General features: G+C 62.5%; 30 protein-coding genes and 1 pseudogene. 20 read left to right on the top strand and 11 right to left on the bottom strand.

Annotated features, from left to right (window positions below; genetic code table 11):
• Nucleotides 1-182: 182 nt before the first annotated feature.
• A complete protein-coding gene (locus tag EN853_RS26715; protein ID WP_127862097.1) occupies nucleotides 183-590 on the top strand; it encodes an HD domain-containing protein in 408 nt (135 codons plus the stop codon).
• 23 nt (nucleotides 591-613) lie between these two features.
• On the opposite strand, the gene EN853_RS26710 is transcribed toward EN853_RS26715, so the two are convergent.
• Nucleotides 614-949, bottom strand: coding sequence for a hypothetical protein (locus tag EN853_RS26710; protein ID WP_127862096.1), 336 nt, complete (start codon nucleotides 947-949; stop codon nucleotides 614-616).
• 260 nt (nucleotides 950-1,209) lie between these two features.
• Here EN853_RS26710 and EN853_RS26705 point away from each other — a divergent pair, with 260 nt between their 5' ends.
• Together EN853_RS26705 and EN853_RS26700 are read left to right on the top strand one after the other, a co-directional pair.
• The gene (locus EN853_RS26705; RefSeq protein WP_127862095.1) at nucleotides 1,210-1,455 is read left to right on the top strand and encodes a hypothetical protein; all 246 of its coding nucleotides are present in this window, start codon (nucleotides 1,210-1,212) and stop codon (nucleotides 1,453-1,455) included.
• Nucleotides 1,456-1,515: 60 nt separating this feature from the next.
• On the top strand, nucleotides 1,516-2,571 hold the full coding sequence (locus EN853_RS26700) for a PAS domain S-box protein (protein ID WP_127862094.1): 1,056 nt from the start codon (nucleotides 1,516-1,518) through the stop codon (nucleotides 2,569-2,571).
• On the opposite strand, the gene EN853_RS26695 is transcribed toward EN853_RS26700, so the two are convergent.
• Nucleotides 2,568-2,777 carry a hypothetical protein gene (locus EN853_RS26695; protein ID WP_127862093.1) on the bottom strand — a complete coding sequence of 70 codons (210 nt, stop codon included), beginning with the start codon at nucleotides 2,775-2,777 and terminating at the stop codon, nucleotides 2,568-2,570. The genes EN853_RS26700 and EN853_RS26695 overlap by 4 nt on opposite strands.
• 156 nt (nucleotides 2,778-2,933) lie before the next feature.
• Here EN853_RS26695 and EN853_RS26690 point away from each other — a divergent pair, with 156 nt between their 5' ends.
• Nucleotides 2,934-3,287, top strand: a complete 354-nt coding sequence (locus EN853_RS26690; protein WP_189343915.1) for an SPW repeat protein — start codon at nucleotides 2,934-2,936, stop codon at nucleotides 3,285-3,287.
• An 87-nt stretch (nucleotides 3,288-3,374) separates the two neighbouring features.
• Here EN853_RS26690 and EN853_RS26685 read toward each other — a convergent pair whose 3' ends face one another.
• Nucleotides 3,375-3,875, bottom strand: coding sequence for a hypothetical protein (locus tag EN853_RS26685; RefSeq protein WP_127862091.1), 501 nt, complete (start codon nucleotides 3,873-3,875; stop codon nucleotides 3,375-3,377).
• Here EN853_RS26685 and EN853_RS26680 point away from each other — a divergent pair.
• From EN853_RS26680 to EN853_RS26665, 4 genes are read left to right on the top strand one after another with little or no spacing between them, the layout of a single operon-like run.
• Nucleotides 3,856-4,215, top strand: coding sequence for a hypothetical protein (locus tag EN853_RS26680; RefSeq protein WP_127862090.1), 360 nt, complete (start codon nucleotides 3,856-3,858; stop codon nucleotides 4,213-4,215). The genes EN853_RS26685 and EN853_RS26680 overlap by 20 nt on opposite strands.
• The gene (locus EN853_RS26675; RefSeq protein WP_167524606.1) at nucleotides 4,199-5,104 is read left to right on the top strand and encodes an HTTM domain-containing protein; all 906 of its coding nucleotides are present in this window, start codon (nucleotides 4,199-4,201) and stop codon (nucleotides 5,102-5,104) included. The genes EN853_RS26680 and EN853_RS26675 overlap by 17 nt, the downstream gene beginning before the upstream one ends.
• Complete coding sequence (locus EN853_RS26670; RefSeq protein WP_127862088.1) at nucleotides 5,101-5,856, top strand: SdrD B-like domain-containing protein; 756 nt, start codon at nucleotides 5,101-5,103, stop codon at nucleotides 5,854-5,856. The genes EN853_RS26675 and EN853_RS26670 overlap by 4 nt, the downstream gene beginning before the upstream one ends.
• The gene (locus tag EN853_RS26665; RefSeq protein ID WP_127862087.1) at nucleotides 5,834-6,277 is read left to right on the top strand and encodes a hypothetical protein; all 444 of its coding nucleotides are present in this window, start codon (nucleotides 5,834-5,836) and stop codon (nucleotides 6,275-6,277) included. The genes EN853_RS26670 and EN853_RS26665 overlap by 23 nt, the downstream gene beginning before the upstream one ends.
• Before the next feature lie 70 nt (nucleotides 6,278-6,347).
• Here EN853_RS26665 and EN853_RS34140 read toward each other — a convergent pair whose 3' ends face one another.
• Entirely contained in the window at nucleotides 6,348-6,998 is a 651-nt protein-coding gene (locus EN853_RS34140; protein WP_189343914.1) for a hypothetical protein, read from the bottom strand.
• Nucleotides 6,999-7,124: 126 nt separating this feature from the next.
• Nucleotides 7,125-7,595 (bottom strand): Lrp/AsnC family transcriptional regulator, encoded by a 471-nt coding sequence (locus EN853_RS26655; RefSeq protein ID WP_127862086.1) that lies wholly within the window; start codon nucleotides 7,593-7,595, stop codon nucleotides 7,125-7,127.
• 141 nt (nucleotides 7,596-7,736) lie between these two features.
• On the opposite strand from EN853_RS26655, the gene EN853_RS26650 reads away from it, so the two are divergent.
• Together EN853_RS26650 and EN853_RS26640 are read left to right on the top strand one after the other, a co-directional pair.
• Nucleotides 7,737-8,495: a tryptophan 2,3-dioxygenase family protein gene (locus tag EN853_RS26650; protein ID WP_127862085.1), complete on the top strand. Its 759-nt coding sequence runs from the start codon at nucleotides 7,737-7,739 to the stop codon at nucleotides 8,493-8,495.
• Between the two features lie 301 nt (nucleotides 8,496-8,796).
• Nucleotides 8,797-9,216 (top strand): DoxX family protein, encoded by a 420-nt coding sequence (locus tag EN853_RS26640; protein WP_127862084.1) that lies wholly within the window; start codon nucleotides 8,797-8,799, stop codon nucleotides 9,214-9,216.
• A 71-nt stretch (nucleotides 9,217-9,287) separates the two neighbouring features.
• On the opposite strand, the gene EN853_RS26635 is transcribed toward EN853_RS26640, so the two are convergent.
• The 5 genes from EN853_RS26635 to EN853_RS26615 form a co-directional block, all read right to left on the bottom strand.
• Complete coding sequence (locus EN853_RS26635; protein ID WP_126084587.1) at nucleotides 9,288-9,593, bottom strand: hypothetical protein; 306 nt, start codon at nucleotides 9,591-9,593, stop codon at nucleotides 9,288-9,290.
• Nucleotides 9,594-9,691: 98 nt separating this feature from the next.
• The gene (locus EN853_RS26630) at nucleotides 9,692-10,048 is read right to left on the bottom strand and encodes a hypothetical protein (protein ID WP_127862083.1); all 357 of its coding nucleotides are present in this window, start codon (nucleotides 10,046-10,048) and stop codon (nucleotides 9,692-9,694) included.
• A 145-nt stretch (nucleotides 10,049-10,193) separates the two neighbouring features.
• Nucleotides 10,194-10,430: a hypothetical protein gene (locus EN853_RS26625; RefSeq protein WP_245517196.1), complete on the bottom strand. Its 237-nt coding sequence runs from the start codon at nucleotides 10,428-10,430 to the stop codon at nucleotides 10,194-10,196.
• 390 nt (nucleotides 10,431-10,820) lie between these two features.
• The gene (locus EN853_RS26620) at nucleotides 10,821-11,282 is read right to left on the bottom strand and encodes a hypothetical protein (protein WP_127862081.1); all 462 of its coding nucleotides are present in this window, start codon (nucleotides 11,280-11,282) and stop codon (nucleotides 10,821-10,823) included.
• 134 nt (nucleotides 11,283-11,416) lie between these two features.
• A complete protein-coding gene (locus tag EN853_RS26615; protein ID WP_127862080.1) occupies nucleotides 11,417-11,752 on the bottom strand; it encodes a hypothetical protein in 336 nt (111 codons plus the stop codon).
• Nucleotides 11,753-12,038: 286 nt separating this feature from the next.
• Between EN853_RS26615 and EN853_RS34795 the strand changes: the two genes are divergently transcribed.
• The 5 genes and pseudogenes from EN853_RS34795 (at nucleotide 12,039) to EN853_RS26590 (ending at nucleotide 14,843) form a co-directional block, all read left to right on the top strand.
• The gene (locus tag EN853_RS34795; protein ID WP_245517195.1) at nucleotides 12,039-12,857 is read left to right on the top strand and encodes a hypothetical protein; all 819 of its coding nucleotides are present in this window, start codon (nucleotides 12,039-12,041) and stop codon (nucleotides 12,855-12,857) included.
• Nucleotides 12,850-13,263: a hypothetical protein gene (locus EN853_RS26605; RefSeq protein ID WP_167524605.1), complete on the top strand. Its 414-nt coding sequence runs from the start codon at nucleotides 12,850-12,852 to the stop codon at nucleotides 13,261-13,263. The genes EN853_RS34795 and EN853_RS26605 overlap by 8 nt, the downstream gene beginning before the upstream one ends.
• Nucleotides 13,217-13,861 (top strand): annotated as a pseudogene (locus EN853_RS26600) (terminase family protein); the annotation flags it as partial. The gene EN853_RS26605 and the pseudogene EN853_RS26600, both read left to right, overlap by 47 nt.
• Before the next feature lie 45 nt (nucleotides 13,862-13,906).
• Entirely contained in the window at nucleotides 13,907-14,332 is a 426-nt protein-coding gene (locus EN853_RS26595) for a hypothetical protein (RefSeq protein WP_127862078.1), read from the top strand.
• Nucleotides 14,333-14,597: 265 nt separating this feature from the next.
• Entirely contained in the window at nucleotides 14,598-14,843 is a 246-nt protein-coding gene (locus EN853_RS26590; protein WP_127862077.1) for a hypothetical protein, read from the top strand.
• A 217-nt stretch (nucleotides 14,844-15,060) separates the two neighbouring features.
• On the opposite strand, the gene EN853_RS26585 is transcribed toward EN853_RS26590, so the two are convergent.
• Nucleotides 15,061-15,897 (bottom strand): hypothetical protein, encoded by an 837-nt coding sequence (locus tag EN853_RS26585; protein ID WP_127862076.1) that lies wholly within the window; start codon nucleotides 15,895-15,897, stop codon nucleotides 15,061-15,063.
• Between the two features lie 599 nt (nucleotides 15,898-16,496).
• On the opposite strand from EN853_RS26585, the gene EN853_RS26580 reads away from it, so the two are divergent.
• The 5 genes from EN853_RS26580 to EN853_RS26560 all read left to right on the top strand — a co-directional run bounded on the left by EN853_RS26580 (nucleotide 16,497) and on the right by EN853_RS26560 (nucleotide 21,248).
• Entirely contained in the window at nucleotides 16,497-16,865 is a 369-nt protein-coding gene (locus tag EN853_RS26580; protein WP_348631610.1) for a terminase family protein, read from the top strand.
• Nucleotides 16,802-18,583, top strand: coding sequence for a hypothetical protein (locus EN853_RS26575; protein ID WP_127862075.1), 1,782 nt, complete (start codon nucleotides 16,802-16,804; stop codon nucleotides 18,581-18,583). Before EN853_RS26580 ends, EN853_RS26575 begins: the two co-directional genes overlap by 64 nt.
• A 32-nt stretch (nucleotides 18,584-18,615) precedes the next feature.
• Entirely contained in the window at nucleotides 18,616-19,458 is an 843-nt protein-coding gene (locus EN853_RS26570) for a hypothetical protein (protein WP_127862074.1), read from the top strand.
• An 861-nt stretch (nucleotides 19,459-20,319) separates the two neighbouring features.
• Nucleotides 20,320-21,048, top strand: a complete 729-nt coding sequence (locus EN853_RS26565; RefSeq protein WP_127862073.1) for a glycosyl hydrolase 108 family protein — start codon at nucleotides 20,320-20,322, stop codon at nucleotides 21,046-21,048.
• Nucleotides 21,045-21,248, top strand: coding sequence for a hypothetical protein (locus EN853_RS26560; RefSeq protein WP_127862072.1), 204 nt, complete (start codon nucleotides 21,045-21,047; stop codon nucleotides 21,246-21,248). The genes EN853_RS26565 and EN853_RS26560 overlap by 4 nt, the downstream gene beginning before the upstream one ends.
• Nucleotides 21,249-21,301 lie beyond the last annotated feature (53 nt).

Here is a 21,301-nt window from a genome sequence, read left to right as displayed (position 1 = left end):
TGGCCGCGGGTTCCAGCCGGATACGAGGAACAATTAGACGCCGCTGATGTTCCTATTGAGTATGGCGCGCAACCCCGCACCCCCGTGAAGGCGCGCTGAAGGATGGGTATCCAGAGCCCGATCCTGCCCGCCCCGGTCGTCCCACCCCGGGGCGGGCTTCAGACAGAGAGAGCGAGAAGGTCATGCTCCACCGAGCGGCGAAGATCGCCAAAGAGGCTCATCGCGGCCAGCAAGACAAGACTGGCCAGCCCTATATCGAACATGTGATGCGGGTGGCCGGCGCCGTCGAAACACTGGACGAAAAGACCGTCGCTTATCTGCACGACGTGGTCGAGAAGGGCGAAGGCTGGACGCTCGAACGGCTCGAGGCGGCAGGCTTCAGCCATCCCATCGTTGCGGCGGTCGACGCCCTGACGCGGCGGCTCGACGACAGTGAGCAAGGCTTCATCTGCCGCGCCGCATCGAATCCGCTTGCGAGACCTGTCAAGGAGGCGGACCTGAGGGATAATCTTCGGCAGGCGCGTCAGGCCGGCGTCGCGTCGACGAAATATGAGACTGGTCTACGCCTGCTGGATGGGTTGACCGGGTGAACGAGCTATAGCCTGGTCCGGCGTCAGCAATTCCGCCGGACGCTCAGATCGATCCTAAGGTTCGGCGGCGCTCGCTCGTCCAGGGCTTTTTCCACATCGCTGCGATTGTCGCCGCCGAAGGTGTCGGGCAGGTCCGCCGCCATCGCCGCCTGCTCGTCGAACTCGATGGGCGCGCCGTAGAATTGAGCCACCTCCATGACCAGGCTCTCAATATCCTCGCGAGCGATATTCTCCTCGATGTTCTTGAGCCTGATCTCCTCCGACAGTTCGATGATGTTGACGATACCGCATTCCCGCAAGGCCTGCTGAACCTTGCAATGGGCGTCGTAGCGCAACGGGTCGGAAAAGTCTCGAAGCATTGGAAAACCCTCCTTCCACGGACGGTTCATCCCTCTGGTCGCAGCATCCGCCTAAATCTCGCGAATGGCAACCAAAAAATCTAAAAAATAATAAATAATTCAATTAGTTAGCATAGTCATTCAAATGTGATTTCGTCCTATCCTTGGTATCCTTGGCGCAAACCCCCATCGGCGTACCGGCCCCCCTTGATGTCTTGTGAGGCAAACCCTACTTTTACTCACAGTGAGACACATACTCATTCGTTGTCTTGGAGGCGAGCGTGGCTGAACTGGAAAGGCCGCAAAGGCTACAGATTATGCTGACCGAGGGAGAGTTGGCGGCGCTTGAGAACTGGCGTTTCGAAAAGCGCATGCCGAGCCGCTCGGCCGCCGTGCGCGAGTTGCTGCGCCGGGGCCTCGCGGCCGAAGGGTTTCTTACGGCCGGGACTGGCGTGAAGTCGCAGGACTTCGGCGTGCTGTCGCCGGACCTGCCGACCGAGGAAAACCCGGATCATTCCAACACTTAGAAGGATGTTTCATCTTGGCGCGACAGTTGCCTTGAACCGCTCTCGCTCTAATTAGCGCTTATGACGGAGAGCGGGGCGCCCCAACGACAAGACGCAAGTGCGGACGCGCGGCTGGCGGCGATCGTCGATTCGTCCTTCGACGCCATCATTGCCAAGGATCTGAACAGCGTCATCACCGACTGGAACCATGCCGCGGAGCGCATGTTCGGCTATACCGCCGAGGAGGCGATCGGGCAGTCGATCCTGCTACTGATCCCCGAGCACATGCATGACGAGGAGAGCGACATCATCGGCCGCATCCGCAGGGGCGAGGGTGTCGCGAGCTACGAGACTACGCGCAGGCGCAAGGACGGCTCATTGCTTGCCGTTTCGCTGACCGTCTCGCCGATCCGCAGCAGCAAGGGCGAGATCGTCGGCGCCTCCCAGATCGCCCGCGACATCACCGCCGCCAAGGAAAGCGAGCGCCGCATCCGGCTCTTGATGCGCGAGGTCAACCATCGCGTGAAGAACCAGTTCGCGGTGATCCTTTCTATGGTGAGGGAAACCAACAAGCGCTCGGCCAGCCCCGGCGAGTTCGAGGAGATGATCCGCTCCCGCATCATGGCGCTGTCGCGCTCGCACGACCTTCTGGTCACTTCGGAGTGGGCCGGCGCCAGCCTGTTCGACCTCATCCAGGAGCATCTGAAGCCGTTCGGCCACGAGGAGCGCATTTCGCTCTCCGGCCCCTTGCTGACGCTGCAGTCGAACGCCGTGCAGAATCTCGGCATGGCCTTCCATGAGCTTGGCACCAACTCCTCGAAATATGGCGCGCTGGCGGGCGAGGGCGGGCATGTCGAGATCACCTGGACGGTCGAGACCGGTCCGCAAGCGCGCCGCCTGTTTCACCTGGTCTGGCAGGAGACGTTGAATGGCCATGCCGATGGCGGCGAGGCCGATGAAACCGCGCGCAAGGGTTTTGGCACCGTGGTGCTGCAGCGGGTGGCGCCGCAATCGCTCAGCGGCTCCTCCAGCCTCGAGCGTTCGCAAGGTGCGCTGAAATGGTCGCTGACGGCGCCGCTCGAAGCGATCGTCATGCCCCAGCTCGGGGTTGAGAACGAAAGCGATTTCAGCGTTTAAAGCGACGTCGGCTGATAAAGCCGGTTCGTGCCGTCTTGGCTGGGAGCAGCATGGGTCGGCACGCCGTCCGGTTCGTCATGCATGGGTATTGGGGCAGAGGTACGCCGGCTGCGCGCAAACAGGCTCATTTTCCAGAGCTCCCAGAGCTCGACGACAATCTCGACGATCGTCAGGACAACCACGCCGAGCACGATGAGCTTTGCCATGAAAGGCAGATAAGGGCACGCCGGGCGGCTCGCAAGCACCCCCGGCCGGGGCGCGCTCCTTGTAGCGCCTTGAAAGCGTAATTATATCAACGGTTGAGCGTGCAATGTCCACGCGAATGCAATTGCTTTGGTCAAGCTTCATCCATGGAGGTTGTCATGGCAATGATGGAAGCAAGAAAGAGCATGGACTGGATCACCCTGGTCCTCGCGATCTGCTTGTTCATCTCACCTTGGGTCATCGGATTCACCGCGGCGATGGTGCCCGCGTGGAACGCCTGGATTATCGGCGTTGCGCTCGGCGCTCTGGCGCTCGCGACGCTTTCGGTGTTCGCCGAGTGGGAGGAATGGGTAAGTCTGGTCCTCGGGGTCTGGCTGATCGTGTCGCCCTGGCTGCTGGGCTTTGCGGCAGACAGGAATGTCATGGCCACGCATGTCGTCCTCGGCGTGCTGGTGGTCGCGGCATCGGCCTGGGCCGTCTGGGACTTCCGTCATCCCCACGCCCATGCGTGAGCGGTGATTGAACGGGAGCCCGCCGCGCAAGCGGCGAGCTCCTTGGACTTGATATTGGGCATCGGGCTAAGCAGCTTTTGCGGCACTTCACGCAATTGCTGCCATCGGACCTTTTTTCGTGCATTCTTGGGAATGGCCTCGATGCTCCACCCCGACACGCCCGCCAAATGCTGCTCCTATTGCGGCGGCCGCGACCACAATTTCGAGGCGTGCCCGAAGCGCAAGGCGGACGCCGAGAAGGAGCTGGAGACGGGGGTGGTTGACGCCGAGCCTTCGTACGCCAACAAAGACGCAGCGGAAAAATCCTGAGGTCGCGATCCTTCGCGCCCCCTCTATCACGCCGACCTTTCGGAACTGCCAGCAGCCTTGATTTTGTGCATCGTCATCGAGGTTACGCGCCCCGTCGAGCTCTGACTTTTTCTGGGATGGTCTGGAACGGGCATTGAACCGGTCTATAGTTGCCGCCGGGGGTGCGCGGGTGGCGGATTTCGTTTCGATCAGTTCGATCAGAGCAAGTGCGCAGCCTGCCCGACTGGTGTCGGCAGGGCGCTTGCGGTTTTTCGCGTTCATGGTGATCGCCGCGTTCATGGTCGCCGGTCCGGTCGCGGAGCAGGTCTTCGGGGTGCGAACGGCATTGCTGCGTTCCTGGACCATGTTCAGCGCGATCGGGCTCGGCGTGATCGACGCCTCCTTCGAGATCCGCCGGCCCGACGGTGCGCTTCTCCCGCTCGATCGGTTCGAGATGCTCGGCGCTTCACGCAGCGGCGGGCTGAAGCGGATCGAAAGCCGTGACGAACTGGCTTCCGTCATCAAGCGGCTCTGTGCCGCTGCCGGGCAGGGCGCCGACATCCGCGTTCGCGCGCGGCAGGCCACGCGCGCCGGCTGGCAGATCGTCCATAGCGATGCCGAAAATGCCTGCGCCGACTGACGCCGTCGGCGACTGGCCCGGCTGGCGCCTGATGCACGCTTTTGCGGCGCGCTTCGTCGCCTGGGCAGTCGAGACGGAAGGCTCGTCGCGTTCGTCCGCCTTGATCCGCATCGGCCTGGCAATGCTGTTCTGGTCGCGCTGGGCGGGCGAGCTGCTGCTCTATAGGGACCAGTCGCCGGTCGGCCTGCTTCTGGCAGCCAGCTTCTTCGTCGCCACGGTGCTGCTCTTCGTCGGCTATCACAGCCGCATCGCTGCCGTCTGGACGGGATCGATCGGGCTCGCGATGTACTCCTATTTCGGCCACCAGCTTGGTCGCGAGCCCTGGACCCACCACCATACCTATCTGCTTGCCGTCGCAGCACTGCTGATCGCGCTCACCCCCTGCGGCCGCTCCTATTCGCTGGACCGCTACCTGGCGGTGACGCGCGCCGAGCGCGCGGGCCTGCCGCCGCCGGCGGAGCGCGGCAATCTGTGGGGGCTGCGGCTGATCGTGGTGCAGCTCTCGGTGCTCTATTTCTTCGCCGCCTTCGACAAGACGAACCACGCCTTTCTCAGCGGCGCGCGGATCGAGGCTATATTCCTCTGGTATTATGCGGGTTCGGACTATCCGGCCGGCCTTGCCTGGCTCGCCGCGATCGTGTCGTTCGCCGTGGTCGCGCTCGAATATTGCCTTGCCTTCGGCCTGCCGTTTCGTGCGGCGAGGCGCTATCTGGTCCTGCCGGGCCTGGCCTTTCACGCCATCATCTATGTGACGCTGCCGGTCTATACGTTCAGCGCCACCATGGCGCTGCTCTATCTCGCTTATTTCGATGCCGATGCCGTCGACAAGGTCATCGCGCGGCTCCAGGGGACTGGATCGGCAGGGACAGCCAAAGGGGAAATTTCGTGAAGCGTGGGTTGGTGTTTTCGGGCGCCGTCGTCGTCGCGGCGGCCATCGGTCTGTCCATGTCCTGCGGCGCGGCCCGTGCCGGCAGCGCTGACGACTATTATCCCAAGCGTGCATGGGGTTCCTTCCAAGGTGGCCAGATGAACACGTCGCTCATGGTGTTCCGCGACCTCAATAGGAACGGCGTCTACGATCTGGGCGACCGGCCGATGTCTCATGTCGCCGTCGAACTCGACAAGCCGAACGGCAGCACCATCATGCGATTGACCAACGTCAGCGGCTTCGCCAATTTCCGCATGTCGGCCATCCAGCGCGATCTCGAGGTTGTCGATCCCGGACACTACGCCGTTCGCGTCGTGCCGCCGCCAGGTTTTTCGGTCACCACCGGCAATGCATCGCAGGAAAGCGATTATGTTGTTTCGCCTGGATCGCCGGGCGACATGATCGCCCAGACGACGACGCACCCGGTCGGGCTTGCGGCGGATCTGACGATCAGCGGTCTGGTCGCCGCCGGATCGCGCGTTTCCCTCACCGGGCCAGACGGCGTGACAGCCGCAGCCAAGGTCGGCCCGGACGGGCGCTTCAGCCTGCCCGCGGCGCCCGGCGAATGGCTGGTCGACGTCTCGGCCGGCGGGACGACTGAGCGGCGGCACGTGGTGGTCGCCGGCACGGCGCCGGTGGTGCTCTCCACGTTTTCTGGCAAAGGGCGGACCCGCCGAGGAGCCGCTGCCCATGGAGCATGTCGTCGGCTTTGATGACCTGATGACGACACCGGGCGTGTTCGAGGTTCCGTCAGGCTATGGCGGGCTCGACTGGTACAATCTCGTTGCCATGCACCAGCGCTTCACCGCCGGCCCGGGCTACATCAACACCACCACGTCGGGCGAATTCATCGCCTACAACAGCTCGGGCCATCCCGCTCAGGTGCTCAGCGACAAGCCGTTCGATTTCACGGGCGCCTATTTCGGCGCTGGCTGGGACGACGCTGAGGGCGAGACGCTCATTCTCAAGGCCTGGCGGGGCGATGAGCCGGTTTATGAGGATCAACTAGCGCTGTCGGCCAACGGCTTGGTCTACTTCGCGGCCGACTATAGGCGCATCACGCGCCTCGAGGTCCGCACGCAGCATTACTGGCAGGCCGCGATCGACGATTTCGCCTACCGCACCGGCCCGTAGCGCGGTCCACGAGCGATCTGCCGCTGCACTGCCCCCGCTTCGGCGTGACGCGCTTTGAGGTCAGGCCGCCTCAGCAAGACGATCTCTGGGAGACTCCGCAGGAACGCGGGCCGCCGTCCGAATGGCCGAAAGTGGAGTGATGGCTGCCGCCGCCGTTTCCGCCGGAGCCGCCATTGCCGCCTGAGCCGCCGTTTCCGCCGGAGCCGCCGTTGCCGCTTGAGCCGCCGTTACCGCCTGAGCCACCGTTTCCGCCTGAGCCGCCGTCGCCGCCATTTCCACCGTTGCCGCCGCCATTGCCGCCGTTCCCACCATTACCGCCGGCCTCGCCGCCATTGCCGCCAGCGTCGCCACCATTGCCGCCGGCGGAACCGCCGTTGCCACCATTCCCGCCGTTACCGCCGTTGCCACCATTCCCGCCATTACCGCCGATACCACCATTCCCGCCATTTCCACCGTTGCCGCCCGAGCTTTGCGCCAGAAGAAGGCGCTTGGCCTCCTGCAACTGCGCCTTCCGATCGATCGGCCGGTGGAATCCGTCTCGCGGCTCCGGCGCGATCGGCGCCGCGCGGGCTGCCATCGGTAGCAGCATGGTCGATGCGAGCGGCACCGCCGCCAGAATGGGCAAGGATCGGCGCGCGATATCGGCATTCACCATGAAGGCGAAACCTAAGCGTCCTGCCGACAATCGCCCGGCAGGCTCCGCAGCTGTTTTGATCGACATGATATCAGCCACCCGCGTAACCCCGCGCGTGACTATAGACCGGTTGAACGTCGGTTCTCGACCGTCCCAGAAAAAGTCAGGGGCGTCTGTACGGCCGGTATCCGCGGCTCATTTGGTGCGCGCGACTTATCCCCTCAGCGCATGCCCCGCCGCGTTGGCAAACGAGATATCGCCCTTGATCTCGCGCATCGCCATCGAGGTCACGGTGTGGCGCACGCCGGGCAGCCGGCTGAGCTCCGCGCGCAGCATCCTGTCCAGCGCCCTCATGTCGACGGTGACGACCTGCAGGAGATAGTCGGCCTCGCCGGTCGTGGCGTAGCAGCGGCGGATCAGCGGATGCTTCTTCACCGCCGCCTCGAAGGCATCCGAAACCTCGAAGTCGATCGACACCTGGATGAAGGCCTCGATGCCGAAGCCGATCGCGGCCGGATCGATACGGGTGGAGTAGCCGCGGATGACGCCGGCCTCTTGCAGCGCCTTGACCCGCTTCCAGCACGGCGTCTTGCTCAGGCCAACCTCTTCGGCGAGTTCGCCGAAGGAGATGCGTGCATCGCGTTCGAGCGCGGCTACGATCCTGCGGTCGATGTTATCCAGCATTTTTCGTTCTCCAAAATCGTCTGAATTATGATGAATCGTACTCCATTTTTGGCAGATTGGATAACAGAAAGGAACAATGTTCAAGCCGGAAGCGCTATCCTTGGCCATCTGTCGAACGAAGCCCGCCCGAGGAGACGAGCCATGGACAAATCGGATTACCACACCCGCATCGAGGCCCCCGAGATGCGCGATTACGGCGTCTACCTGAAATGCGACCAATTGCTTTCCTGCCAGAAGCCGCTGGCCGAGATGGTCAATGCGGACGAGCTGCAGTTCCAGATCGTGCACCAAGTCGAGGAGCTGTGGATGAAGCTCATCGCCTACACGCTGGTCGACGTGCTCGACTATCTGGAAAAGCAGGACACGCACCGCGTCGTCACGCTGATGGGCCGCGTCCACCGGCTGATGCGGCTGATGACGGCGCAGCTCGATGTGCTGGAAACCATGTCGCCCAAGGAATACCAGCAGGTCCGCCTCGAGCTCGGCAACGGCAGCGGCCAGGAATCCCCGGGCTTCAAGTTCATCCTGCGCCTGCCGCCGGACCTCTGGCGGGCCTTCAAGCACGCCTATCTCGATAGCCGCGAGCTCTCCGTCGCGGACATCTACGACGCCCATTACGACCATGGCGACGCCTATGTCGTGGCCGAGGCGCTGATCGAGTTCGACGAGCTGTTCCAGAAATTCCGCGCCAACCACCTCTATCTTATCCACCGCTCGATCGGCCTCGGCTCGAAGTCGCTGAAGGGCCGGCCGGTGGAAATCCTGGAAGGCGGCGCTCGCCACCGCTTCTTCCCCGAGCTCTGGGACATACGCTGCGACATGACCGACCGCTGGGGCGCCGAGTATGGTCGGGTGCGGGATTCGATCAGCCATCCGCCGCAGGCGGTCGCTCAGCGCTAGACAGTCGCAAGGCCGAGTTCCTTCGCGCCCCCTCTGGCCCGCCGGCCATTTCCCTCACAAGAATGGAGATTGGCTGTCGCGCCCGGTTTCGCCAATCGCCAACGTTGGACGAGGAGCGAGGCGCCGAAGCTGCTGATCTCCCCCGAAGTGGGGGAGATGTCGGGCAGGACAGAGGGGGGCGCTGTCCCGCCGGCGCCGCCCGTTTTCCCGCCTAGCTAAACATTTTTCCCACCCCCCTGTCGGAACCATCGCGCCTCGTCCGTCCTTGAAGCACATCAACCGCTTCAACCGGAGGACAAACGTGGAAACGCAATCGACCTGGCAGACCGCCGCCATTCTCATCGCCCGCCTGATCTTCGCAGCCATGTTCGCGATGGCGGTGGCCTTCAAGTTCATGGATATCGGCGCCACAGCCGGCTACATCGCCGCCGCCGGTTTCCCGTTCCCGCTGTTCCTGGCCTGGTGCGCCGCGATCCTCGAAGCGCTGCTGGTGATCGCCTTCCTGACCGGCGCCTTCCTGACCCCGGCGGCGCTGATCGGCGCGGTCTATGTCACCTTCCTCGGCTTTGCCTTCCACGGCCCGTCGCACTGGGCCACGGAGCAGGCCGAGTTCGGCGCCTTCATGTCGCATTTCCCGTTTGCCGCCGGCCTGCTGTTCGCGGCCGTGCATGGGCCGGGCAGCGTGCTTGCGCTGCCCCAGGGCTGGCCGGGCAGGGCGTGAGCTTTTCCTTCTCCCCGTTCTCGGGGAGAAGGCGGATGAGGGGCAGCACGGGCATCGCTAACAAACCACCCTCACATCTGGTCGTTGTAAGGCTCCTTCATCTGCCCGACCATGCGCGCCAGCTTGGAGAAGGACGGCATGTCCGCCTCCGGCTGGCACTGGTTGGCGAGTTCCAGCAGCCGGATCGGGAAGTTGACGGCGTCGCGGCTCGACGCCGACATGCCCTCGGACCGGTCCTCGCCGGTCTCGACGGCTTCGGCCTTGCGCAGCGCGATGTCGATCTCCTCGACAGTCAGCACCCCCTTGCGCACCAGCGTATGGTTGATTGCGGCGACGGCCATCAGCAGGCCCTCGAGTTGCAGATTGGCGACGTTCATGGCGCTTCCTCCCATTGACCTCGCATAAAAACGCGCGAAGGGCGTTTCCGATCCGGCGCGATGGTTGGTGCCGCTGCAGCGAGGACCGGGCGGTCCGCCTAGTCCCTGCCTTGCAGGATACGCACGAAGCGGCTGTTGTCGGCCGTCTGGGAATGGATGCCCTGAATGTCACGATAGCTAAGCCGGCCGCTTGCCCAGGCATTGTAGAACCGATTGCAGAACGCGGCTGGAACACGGGCGATACCGACGTTCATCAGCTTGGCCACGGTCTGTCTGTCCTCCAGGCGGCGCGACCTGATCTGCTTGGTGCAATCGGCGATGATTTGCCGCTTGAAGGCAGGGCTGCCCTGCATCGCCGCCTGCGCGCTGTTCCATTGGCCTTCTTTGGTGCTGGTGCAGCCGGCCAGAAGTGCGGCCCCGAGCAGCACCGCGCTAAAACGCATTTCGAAACGCATCTGTCCTCCTGAAATCAAATCGCGCCCGAACCGAGCAAAATTCCATGACGCGAACAAGGCAGTTCAGATGAGCCCCAGTAAATAGTCGTGGTTCACCGCGAAGATTTCTCAGCGAAAGCAGCCGCCAGCCGGCCGCCAGCGAGGACTAAGCCTCCATCAGGCGCATGCCATATTCACTCCAGAGCTGCTTGATCTCGCCGCCGACGAGCGGCGGCGTCGAGCGGTCGCCATAGGAGATGGCGACGGCGCTGAGGTCGTACTGGCCGTCGCCCTCGGCGATGAAGCGGATGGCTTCACCGAGCGGCCTGGAGTGGAAGATCGGATCCGCCTGGCCCCGGCCCAGGCTGCGAACGCCCGAAATGCTTGCTGACACATGCCGCATCCGAAAGACGGATGCCATGGCAGGTTTGTCCATGCCCGCTCTCTGCGATTCCAACTGCGGAATGATTCCACAAGGTCCGGCCGTTGACTAGGGCGCGAGACGGCTTGCTGTCTCGTCGCTGCCTCAGGGCGCGAGACGGCTTGCTGTCTCGTCGCCGTGCCTCGCAGGCCGTGGCCAGAACAGGCCCGCCAGAGCGCGAGACGGCTTGCTGTCTCGTCGCCGTGCCTCGCAGGCCGTGGCCAGAACAGGCCCGCCAGAGCGCGAGACGGCTTGCCGTCTCGCGCCTTGTATTCGCTGATGAAGCGACGAGGCGGCAAAGCCGCCTCGCGCTCTCGCCTTTTCCGTTAGGCCCGCGCGAACAGCGACGAGACGGCTTTGCCGTCTCGCGCTTTAGCGATGCCAGCGATGGAACCAGTCGGGCTCCGGCTGCGAGCCCCTAGCGATCGCGAGTCCGATCAGTACGCCGAACAGTCCGCCGATCGCGACCGCCGTTGAAATGGTGCCGGGGTTCTGCTGTACCGTTTCAGACACGCTGTGCGCCTGGCTGCGCAGTTGCCTGGTGGCGCGTGAAGCGCGATCCGATGCGCCACTATAGAGGTCGGAGGCCCGGTCGGTTGCGCTCTGGAACCAGCCATGCCCCGCCTCGGCGGCTTCCTCTGCCTGGTCGGAGAGCATCCGGTTGAGCCGGTTCACCTCGCGCTTCAGTTCCGCGATCTGCCGCTTCAGCGCCGCCTCGGATGCGCCCGAAGACTGCGCGCCGCGGCGCGAGGCGCCCCTGTTGCGCGCGGCGCTCGTCGTGCCCTTGCCGTTGCCGCTGGCCGGATTGGCCATGCCCGTTTCATTGTCTGCCATCGGTTTTCTCCTCTTTTTCTTTGCAACGGCCGCGATGGGTCATGGTTCCCGCAAGCGCGCCGTGGACGCAAAGGAGGGGCCTGTGGAGCGAACTCCACGGCCCTTGCGACGAAATTCGCAACGATATCCCTGCCTTACTTGCCGCAGTGATTGTCGTTGACGCTTGGCGACGCCGTGCCTGGCGACAGGTTGTTTGCATCCGGCTGCGCGCCCTGCGGGCTCGCCGGGCAGTTCCGGTCGGCGTTCGAATTCATGCCGTCGTAGGTCGGGCCGCCATAGATGCTGCCGGTCGTGCCCATGTCGATCGACATGTCATCGGGCATCATCTGGTCGGGTGGGGAATTGGCCGGCGTCCTCGGTTCCACCGTCACCGACTGGCCGCTGCCGGAGGTGCCACCGGCGCTCTCGGCCACCGCCGCCGTGGCGAGACCAAGCGTCAGGGCCGAAGCCGCGAGAATCTTGATGAGCATGATCTTCTCCTTTGTTGCGAGAGGGTCCGCTGCGTCGCGTTGCGACTAGGGGTGGAACCCATCGGGCTGGTGATGGTTCCGACAAATTCCCTCTGATTTCAGCCGGCGGCTCAATCCAGGGCTGTGGCGTCCGCAATGCTTTCGTGTGGCCAGGCGACAAGGATGCTAGGAAAATTTGCCTATAAGGCATTGCCCGGTGAGGGCAGCAATGCTATGATTTTGTCCATGGTGCTGATTTGCGCCGACGGCCCGCCTCCTGGCGGGTTTTGTTTTTGTGCGCCTTGCAATGGAAATCGTGCCGCTTGCCGTCGCCGGCAACGGGTTTCTGTCAGCGCGGCGCGGTGGCGAACATATAGATCGCAAACGCGACTATCACGATCATGCTCAGGAAGCAGGCCAGCCTAAACCGTTCGAGGAGGCCGTATCTGCGAAGATAGTCGTCAACTCTTTTGCCACTCCCGGCTGGGTCGAAAATATTAATTTCTGGCCTGTCGTCGAAGTCGTTTTTCTTACCCAATTTTGTCTCGCTTGTGAAAAGAGCGGCTATCGTCAAGGCATGAATGTCCGTGACGTAAGCATCTCATCGTCGAACAGATGCCGCAACCGCCACACGATGCTTTGGATCGCGACCATCATGCCACGCTATGCCACCATCATCACCGCCGACGACGGCGCTGAGATCGTCAGCGCCATCGGCGAGTTCGAATCCTGTGGCCTGCCGCGAAGCACTCGCTGCGTCGAGGAAGTGGCGCCGGGCGTGCTGATGGGCATGATGCGCGGTGGCCCGGTCGAGGCGGTCGCCGGCTTCGGCTTTCCGCGCCAGGGTCTCCCCCATTCGGCGATCGCTGCCGTTACGGCGACGCTGAAGGCCGCGGCGCCGGCGCCGAAACTGCCGATCTCCCCTGAAGTGGGGGAGATGTCCGGCAGGACAGAGGGGGGCGCTGTCCCGCCAACCTTGGCGATTGGCACGGCTGCATCCGATCAGGTTGACCGGACCCCGCCGCCAAAGCCGGCTCGCGCCAAGCCGCGCAAGAAGCCGGCCCGCAAGGCCGCCAGAGCGCGCAAGGTGAGTTCCGCGGGAGCGCTGGCAGTCGCCAATGGCTGACGGGCTGCCCAAGGCGCGGCGCAAGGCAGCCGGCGCCCGAACCGCGAATGCAAAGACTGCGAAGCCCGAACCGGCCGCCGCGCCTGCCCGCCCGAAGCGCCCCAAAAAGACCCTCGGCGACGATTTCGCCGCCGCGCTGCGCGCCGATTTCCGCGCCCATGGCGCCGGCGTCATCGCCGCGGTGCGGGCCGAAAAGCCCGACCAGTATCTGAAGGTCGTGCTGACGATGCTGCCCAAGGATTTTTCGGAAAGTCTCGATGCCAGTGAAAACAGTCTCGACCGGTTGAGCGATGAGGAGATCCGCAGCCGCATCCGCGGCCTCGAAGCGAGCCTCCGGCCATTCCTCGACAGCGGTGCAGATGTATCTGGCGCTGCTCGAGGAACTCGACCGAAGGCGGCGCCATAACCTTCTCGCTGCCTACAAGCCCTATGAAAGGCAGGCGGAATTTCACGCGGCGGGGGCAACGAACCGCGAGCGCCTGTTCATGGCCGGCAACCAGCTCGGCAAGACCAGGGCAGGGGGCGCCGAATGGGCCATGCACCTTACCGGCCGTTACCCCGACTGGTGGGCGGGTAAGGTGTTCGACGCGCCCGTGCGGCTCTGGGCCGCCGGCGTCACCGGCGAGGGCACCCGCGACAACCCGCAGCGCGTGCTGGTCGGCCCGCCGCAGCAGCAGGGCGAATGGGGCACCGGCATGATCCCGGCCGACGCCATCGCCGATACGGTGATGGGCCGCGGCGCGCCCGGAGCGCTCGACAGCGTCGTCGTTCGCTGGGGCGGTGGCGGCGACGTGCAGGCGGGCGAAAGCGTGCTCTCCTTCAAGAGCTACGAAAAGGGCCGCGAGAAATGGCAGGGCGAGACGCTGCACGGCGTCTGGTTCGACGAGGAGCCGCCGCTGGATATCTACTCGGAGGGCCTGACCCGCACCAATGCGACCGGCGGGATAACGATCGTCACCTTCACGCCGCTGCTCGGCATGAGCGATGTGGTGCTGAGGTTCCTGAGCGCGGGGGAGGTGCAGAGGATGGGGAAGGGGTGACTTAAATGCTTGGCATATCGCTTCACGATGGTTCGAATTTTAATGCCAACATTAGAATGGAATTTAGCAATATTCGACCAGACTGCATGTATGCTGAAGTGGTTATATGACACCGTAAGTAACCGCATCGTCCTCGGTTTGCTTTATTTTTTCATTTTTGCAGGCTTCTCAACACTCGGCCAGGGATTGCGAATAGCGCACTGGATATTCGATCATCATGGCTTGTGGTCTTTGCTGGGCTGGATGATTGGCTATATCGCAATCATGGTTGCACTCATCTGGGCAACCGAGAAGGTCAGCCAAAACATGCTGATACTTCGCCTTCCTCCTTCGAACAGTCTCTCGAAAGGCGCTTATGTGATAGAAGAAAAGGTCAGCTACGACGAAGATGATTTCAAGCTCAAGAACAATGGAGTGCTCAAGCCCGGCCCGTAAGTGGAAACTGCGTTCGCTGTCGCCGCGGATTAGGCGGCTGGTACTCCATTCCTCACTCCTGGCAAGAAGGCTGCGAGAAACTCAGCCGAAACGATGATTTGCGATATGGGTTTGGTCGCAACCAAAGCGAGTAATTTCTCGTGTCGATGGGGGACGAAATGCGCCAGGGATCAAAACTGCTTGCTGTCTGCGCACTACTCTCGGCGCCTGCACCGGCCCCAGCGGCGACTGGCGCGCTGATGCAATCGCTTCCGCCGAAGCCAAAATGCGCGGCCTCGTGAACGATCCTGCGGCGACCTTCTTGCATGTCCAGCTCACCGGCGACAGTTCGACCGGCCAGACCTGCGGCGACATTACCGCCAAGATCGGCGCCTTCACCAAGGGGGCGCGCTTCATCGTCTACATCGACAACACCGTCGGCCCCTTCGTCGAGCCAGGCATGGGCCAGTCCATGTCGCAGGCCGATTTCGACTGGGCCTGGGACGAACGATTGCCTCAACGAGGGATATAAGGGCTAGGCGCCAACTCTACTTCTCCCCTTGTGGGAGAAGGTGGCCTCGCGAAGCGAGGTCGGATGAGGGGTGCTCCAGCTTGATGCCGGCGTCCGCAAAAAACACTGACGCTGCGTTCCTTCGCGTACCCCTCATCCATCTCGGCGCTACCGCGCCGATCCACCTTCTCCCGCAAGGGGAGAAGGAAAGGGGCAATGCATCACCTTCGCGCCACCATTAGCCGGGGCTATTTCGGGTGGTTGCCGGCAATGATGAATGCCATATCGCATGCCGCGATATCAGGTTGCGCTCGATGCAATCCGTTGCCAGTTTGCTGATTTCAGGATCGTCAGACGCCCGCGCCCATTCCACATAGGCGTCAACGACCACAAACCGCGCCCGGCCGGCTAGCCCCAGACCGTAACGCCGCACGACTGGCTCCGCATGGTCCAGCATCGCCCGGATCATGCCTGATGCATCGTCCCGCCATTGCGCGGAAATATCCGCTATCGACGCAAACGGCCTTCCCGGCCTGAGCGATGCGGCGTGCTGGCGGGCCAACTTCAACTGCCAATCCTTTGCAAAGCGCACGAACTGGACGGCGCCCATGCGTACACCGTCATGCTCATCATCAAGAGCAAACAGGGCTTGCGCCAGATAGTCGCCGTGAGCCCGCGTGCTGCATCGCAGGATAGACTCTACGGCATCGAAGCGCGTTCGCGGGTTGTCATCTGCCAGCAATGCGGCCAGTTCCCCCACCATCGAACTGATGTTCTGGTTCTGAAACGTGGCAAGGAACGCGCCCGCCGCGCGCGTCCGGGCATTGCCCGATTTGAGCAGGAGGCGCAGGCATTCCAGCGGAACCGTGTTGCCAAGCTCGCCGAGAAAGTCGTTGGCAATCGTGCCGTTGTCGTCATCGGAAGGCGATAGCAGCCGCTGCAGCATCTCCTGACCCGTCATGGCATTTGTCGATTTGCCGAGCGGCAGCAGGATCTTGCCGCCTTCGCTGAAGTAAAGATGAGCGGTCTCGCTGTCCTCGGCGGACAGGCGCATCGCCTCGAATAGATCTGTCATGGCAAAGGGTGGCTTCCCACCCGCGTAGAGAAGAGGCCGGGCACAATGCACGGGCCCAAGACGCATCGGTCTCGCCGATGCGGGGCAAGACCTATCGCATAAAGCCGACGATGAAAAGTGGCCGCAGTTTTGCTGCTCGTTCTGGAATCGTCCACCAAGGACAGGGCGTTTGATCGCCATCGCCCGGCGTGGCGCCGGCGGCCGTGCAGCGGTCCGCAGAGGGCGTCATTGAATCAGGGATATTTGCTGCCCGCAAGCTGCCTGGCGCGAGCTTTAGGATCGGTCGCCTTCCGGGTAAGCGGTTGGCACCATATCCTTTCGTCGCCCGTAATCTGATTGAACCAGACATTGCATACTTTGTTCGGTGTGTCCGGAGCACAGACTTTGTGTTGGCGCCCGTCGAACTCGTACATCTTGCAGGTCTGTTTACTTGTATCATACGGAACGTTCGATTGGCATGCTGATGCACTGGCAGCAATGGCCACAACGATTGCAATGCGGATCATGTATCTCCCCCAAACCCGCCGGCAGCTTCGCACTGATGAACAGTATTATCAATGCCAGAAGCTCGTCGAGGAAGTTAATTACAGTAAGCTAATATGTCCCGACACGTCACCTTCATGACCATCGACGATGCCGGGCATTATTCGGCCGAGCAGCGCGCCGAAATCATCGCCGCCTATCCCGAGCATGAGCGCGAGGCGCGCGCGAAAGGCATTCCGGTGCTGGGCTCCGGCCGCATCTTTCCGGTGCTGGAGGAGACGATCGCCTGCGAGCCTTTCAAGTTGCCGCGCTGGTGGCCGCGGATCGGCGCGCTCGATTTCGGCTGGGACCATCCGTCGGCTGCCGTCGAGTTGGCCTGGGATACCGAGGCCGATATCGTCTACGTGACGAACGCGAACCCGTGCGCCTGGCGACGAGCGCGAACATCCCCCTTTACGGCCTGCAGACCATCGACGGCGTGCTGACGCAAGTCGGCGACCGCGTGCTGGTCAAGGACCAGGCCGACCAGACGCAAAACGGCATCTACACCGCAAGCGAGGGCCAGTGGTTCCGCGCGGCGGACGCCCGCACCGCGCGCACGCTGCAGAAGGGCACCACCGTCCATGTGCAGGAGGGCATCACGAACCCTGGAAAGACATTCGTCTTCCAGAGTATCAATCTACGGGTCGGCACCGACGCCGTCACCATCGCCTTCTACCACTCCGACGACACGATCAGCGAGGTGAACGCGGCTGTCGCAGCCGGCATCGCTTCCGTCGAAGCGGCTTCCGAGGATCTAATCGCCCAGGCGGAAACGGCCAGGGATGCAGCCATTGCCGCGGCGGCTGGTGTAAACCTGCCGCCGGTAACCGCGAACACCATGTTGATCGACAACGCTGTAGGCACGGCACGTGAGGCGAAGACGTTCGCAGCTGTGCGCACGAAACTACAATCGATCGCCTTCACGGAATTGCCTGTAGTGGAGGCATGGAACAACGGCATTCCTGGCGACGCCACCGACCAGACGGCGCGGCTCGCCCTACTGATCAATAGTCTGCCGCCAGAGGGCGGTAACATCCTGCTGAAGGGCGATGTTCGCGTGACAACGCTCGCGGCGCTCCAGGGGAAGCACAATATCCGGCTGATGGGTCTTGGAGGACTTGGCACCGGCTCGGCGCAGCAAACCTATCTCCGATCTGCGGCCGGCGCGGGTGTGGGTCGCGTCGTCGACTGTCGCGACACATTCAACGTATCGTTCGAACGGCTTTGGATAGAGGCGCTCGATAAGACCGTATTTAACGCTTCGCTGATTGATTACGGCTTCATCACGACCGGTTCGGCCTACATGCACATGACGGACTGCTTTGTCATGGCAGACAGCGGCGTGGCAGGCTGCCGGGGTGTGAACCTGTACGGAGCGACGCAAGGTTCCTTCAAGGACGTATCGTTCAACGGAAAGGCTGCGAGCGGCGTACTGGCATTGCAGGACATAAACGGCGTCGGCTTCTGCAATGCGCACACGTTCACGTCCTGTCAATTCAAGGGGGCGAGTAGCAACTATCCCGTGCACGGGGCGGGTGAAGGCTTAACGTTCACCGGCTGCAATGTACAAGCCGGTGCGGATGGCGTTGGCCGGTTTTGGTCCGGCTCCACGGTGCAGGACTTCCGTGGCGTCGATATCATCGGCTGTACGTTCTATGATCAACTTGCTGGTGGCGGCGAGTGGATCGCAGCCTATCGTGGCAACGCGTTGAATGTGATCGGCTGCCGGTTTGGCGGCTACGACACGGGCGGCGCTTACAGTGCCGCTATACGTCTCGGCGGCGCAGCCGTGGGCAACGGCAACGATGGCGTGCACGGCGTCAATATCATTGGAAACAATTTCGACCATTGCAGCCCTGCAGTGGCCTTTACGGGTGTCATTGCTAACCGCACGCACGCGCAAGAAGTACATATCGCCAACAACCATTTTGTCGGCCTCACGAACAACCTTGTCGGATCTATTGTGCTAGCGCAGCGCCTTACGTTCGGCCCGAATAACATCAACGGTGCAACAGGCCTTGCCGCCGCCAACGTGGACGGGCGATATGTGCAGTGGTTCGGCGGGGTTATTCCGGCATTTGCCGGCGCGCCGTCCGGCCTGTCGTCGGGTACATTGTACTACGACACATCGGCGGGCAACGTTGTCAAAATCGTGCCCTAGAAAACAAGTGACGTAACTGGGCCTCTCGGCGCATGACCCTTGCTGAAGATCTGGACATTGTGATTATAGGGGTTGTGAAAAAAGCAGCCATCCTTCCCGCAACACTGCTTTGTGTGGCTGTCGCCTGCGCGGCGATTGCAACCCAAGAAATTTGGACAGTCCACCAAAGCAGGCCCGGCGCTGGCACGGCTGGGATTACGGCAATCAGCATTGTGCCGATAGCTTCTATTCCAAACACTGCGCTCGACATGACAGGGGGCGAAAGCAAGCTCGCTTACGTCAAGCGGGTCACCGACATTGTGCATCTTTCGACTTTCAATTGCCAGCCAAGTGACTTCTCATTGAGCTGGCTAGACCGGATCTTCTTGGCTTTGTCGGGAAATCCGAGCGTCTTCTCAGATGGCGTCCTGGTAAAAGATCGCTTCGTTTGCGGGTTCTGCCACCAACGAGCTTTTTTGGTACACCAAGCCCTTCAGCGGAATGGCATCGAGTCTGACGTATTCGGATTGAACGGCCACGTCGTCGCTCGGGTAAGTATTGAAGGCAAGCAATATTATACCGACCCGGACTATGGAGTTGGTCCCTTCGCAGCAAGGCCGGAATCGCTAGAGGATGTAGTCAGGTCAACCTATTTACTTGCGGCGTCCGGCGATCTTGACCAATTGTCTGGCTTTTACACAAGCGCTGGCGACAACGGGACATACGATGGCCTTGATGCAAGATCTGAGCAGCAAGCAGCTATTTTCCAACGATCTCGATATGCCGTCGTTTTGCTTCTACTGATGACCGTGCTAAATCTGCTGGCATGCGTTTTCCTCGCTCGTCAATCCGGAACACGAAGTCCTCGACCGATAGTGGGCCGCATCCAGCCCTGATCGCGGTTGTTGCCGCTCTCTTTCTTCTTGTCGGAGGGATGGCACTTGTTCAATTGCTCGATTCCGAACCACCGCCCCGTCTCCCTCAGTGTACGGATAGCCCAAAATGCATGGGGCACGCGCAGAGCGCCTTGAGACAAGAGAACATCAATTGAATTCCAACGGCTCGCTTCGGCGGGCCTATTTCCACACTTTGCAACTCAAGTAATTCCATGGAGCGCAATTTCCAGTGGAAGCTTGCGCTCGCTCCGAAGTCTGAGGGGGCTAATCGATGACCCGGCCGATCCGGGTGCGCGACGATGAAGTCGTCATACTCGCCGATTATCGCCGTGAAGGCCGAGCCAGAAGGCCGACCAGAAGATCACTGATGCCGGGGTTGCTACGGTCTATCGCCGCTTCTATCACCGTTGTCGGCACTAAGGGGCCCGATAGCATACGCCGTCTTCTATTTTCGGGGCCGTGCCCTCAGTCGACTCGTTCCACCGCATACCCATCTGCCCCTGGCACGGTTACCCCGCCAGTCCCCTCACATTCGGCGCATCACACACTTACCCCAGGACACCTGTGCTGATGCGTCCCCGCCGGGCAGCAGTGGCCGTTGGAGCTTCTCCATCTCGGACATTCAAAAATCGTGCCGGTGCCGCCGCAGCCCTGGCACTCGCCTGTTTGCGATAACATCAAACTCATTTGCCCAACCCCTCGGCGTCGTAACGCCGCTACCCCATTCACCCCGGCGGAGCCCAACCGCCATCTCCCAACGTTACCATACGGCAATTAAGGCTTTTCTAAAACGCTAAATCGGTGCGGATGCAATTCGCCGGCAAAGCTTTTCCCCTGCAAACCAACCCCAAGGAGCCTCCCATGGACCGCAATTTCGCACGGGCGCTTGCGCTCGTGCTCGAATCCGAAGGCGGCTGGTCGGACAAGAAAGCCGATCCCGGTGGCGCCACCATGAAGGGCGTCACACTCGCCAACTTTCGCCGTTACGTGAAGGCCGATGCCACCAAGGCCGATCTGAAGAAGATCACGGATAGCCAGGTCGCGACGGTCTATCGGCGGTTTTACTGGGACGTCCTGCTCGGCGCCGAACTGCCCGACGGCATCGACTACGCCGTCTTCGATTTCGCCGTAAACAGCGGGCCGGGCAGGGCGGCAAAATATCTGCAGGCCGCGATCGGCGTTGCCGAGGACGGCCGCATCGGCCCGGCCACACTGGCCGCGACCCGCGCGATGCCCGCCGGCGTCGTCATCGACACGCTTTGCGACGCCCGGCTTGCCTTCCTTGAGCGGCTGCCGACCTGGCCGACCTTCGGCAAGGGCTGGCGCGCACGCGTCGCTCGGGTGCGCGCCGAGGCGCTACTGATGTCGGCGCAGCCTGAGGCGCCTCTCCAGCCTCCGCCGCCGACGCTGGAAACTGGCGCCGCGCCGCCAGCCTTCGGTGCCTCAGCCAGCGACGCCCGGCCGGCCGTTCCGCCGGCGTCGGCCTCGCCCGCGGTCGGCATACTCGCGCTCATCGTGCTGGCGCTCGGCTCGGCTGCCGCATGGGCGGCGCATCTTCCCTGCAATCTTCTAGGAGTCTTCTGCCAATGACCGCCGTCATCATCCGTATCGCACTGCGCTACGGCGCCGGCGTCCTCGTCGCGCGCGGCCTGCTCGGCACCGGCGACGCCGCGGCGCTCTCGGCCGATCCCGACATCCAGATGGCGCTCGAAACCGGCATCGGCCTGGCGCTCAGCTTCGCCACCGAGGCCTGGTACGCGCTCGCCCGCAAATTCCACTGGTCGAAGTGAGGTTTTGAAATGGTCGAGGTCTTCACCGAATTCATCCGCCAGGCTTTGCCCTG

This window comes from Mesorhizobium sp. M1C.F.Ca.ET.210.01.1.1 (assembly GCF_004791585.1).
GTDB lineage: Bacteria > Pseudomonadota > Alphaproteobacteria > Rhizobiales > Rhizobiaceae > Mesorhizobium.
This window is presented reverse-complemented; position numbering and strand designations above follow the sequence as displayed.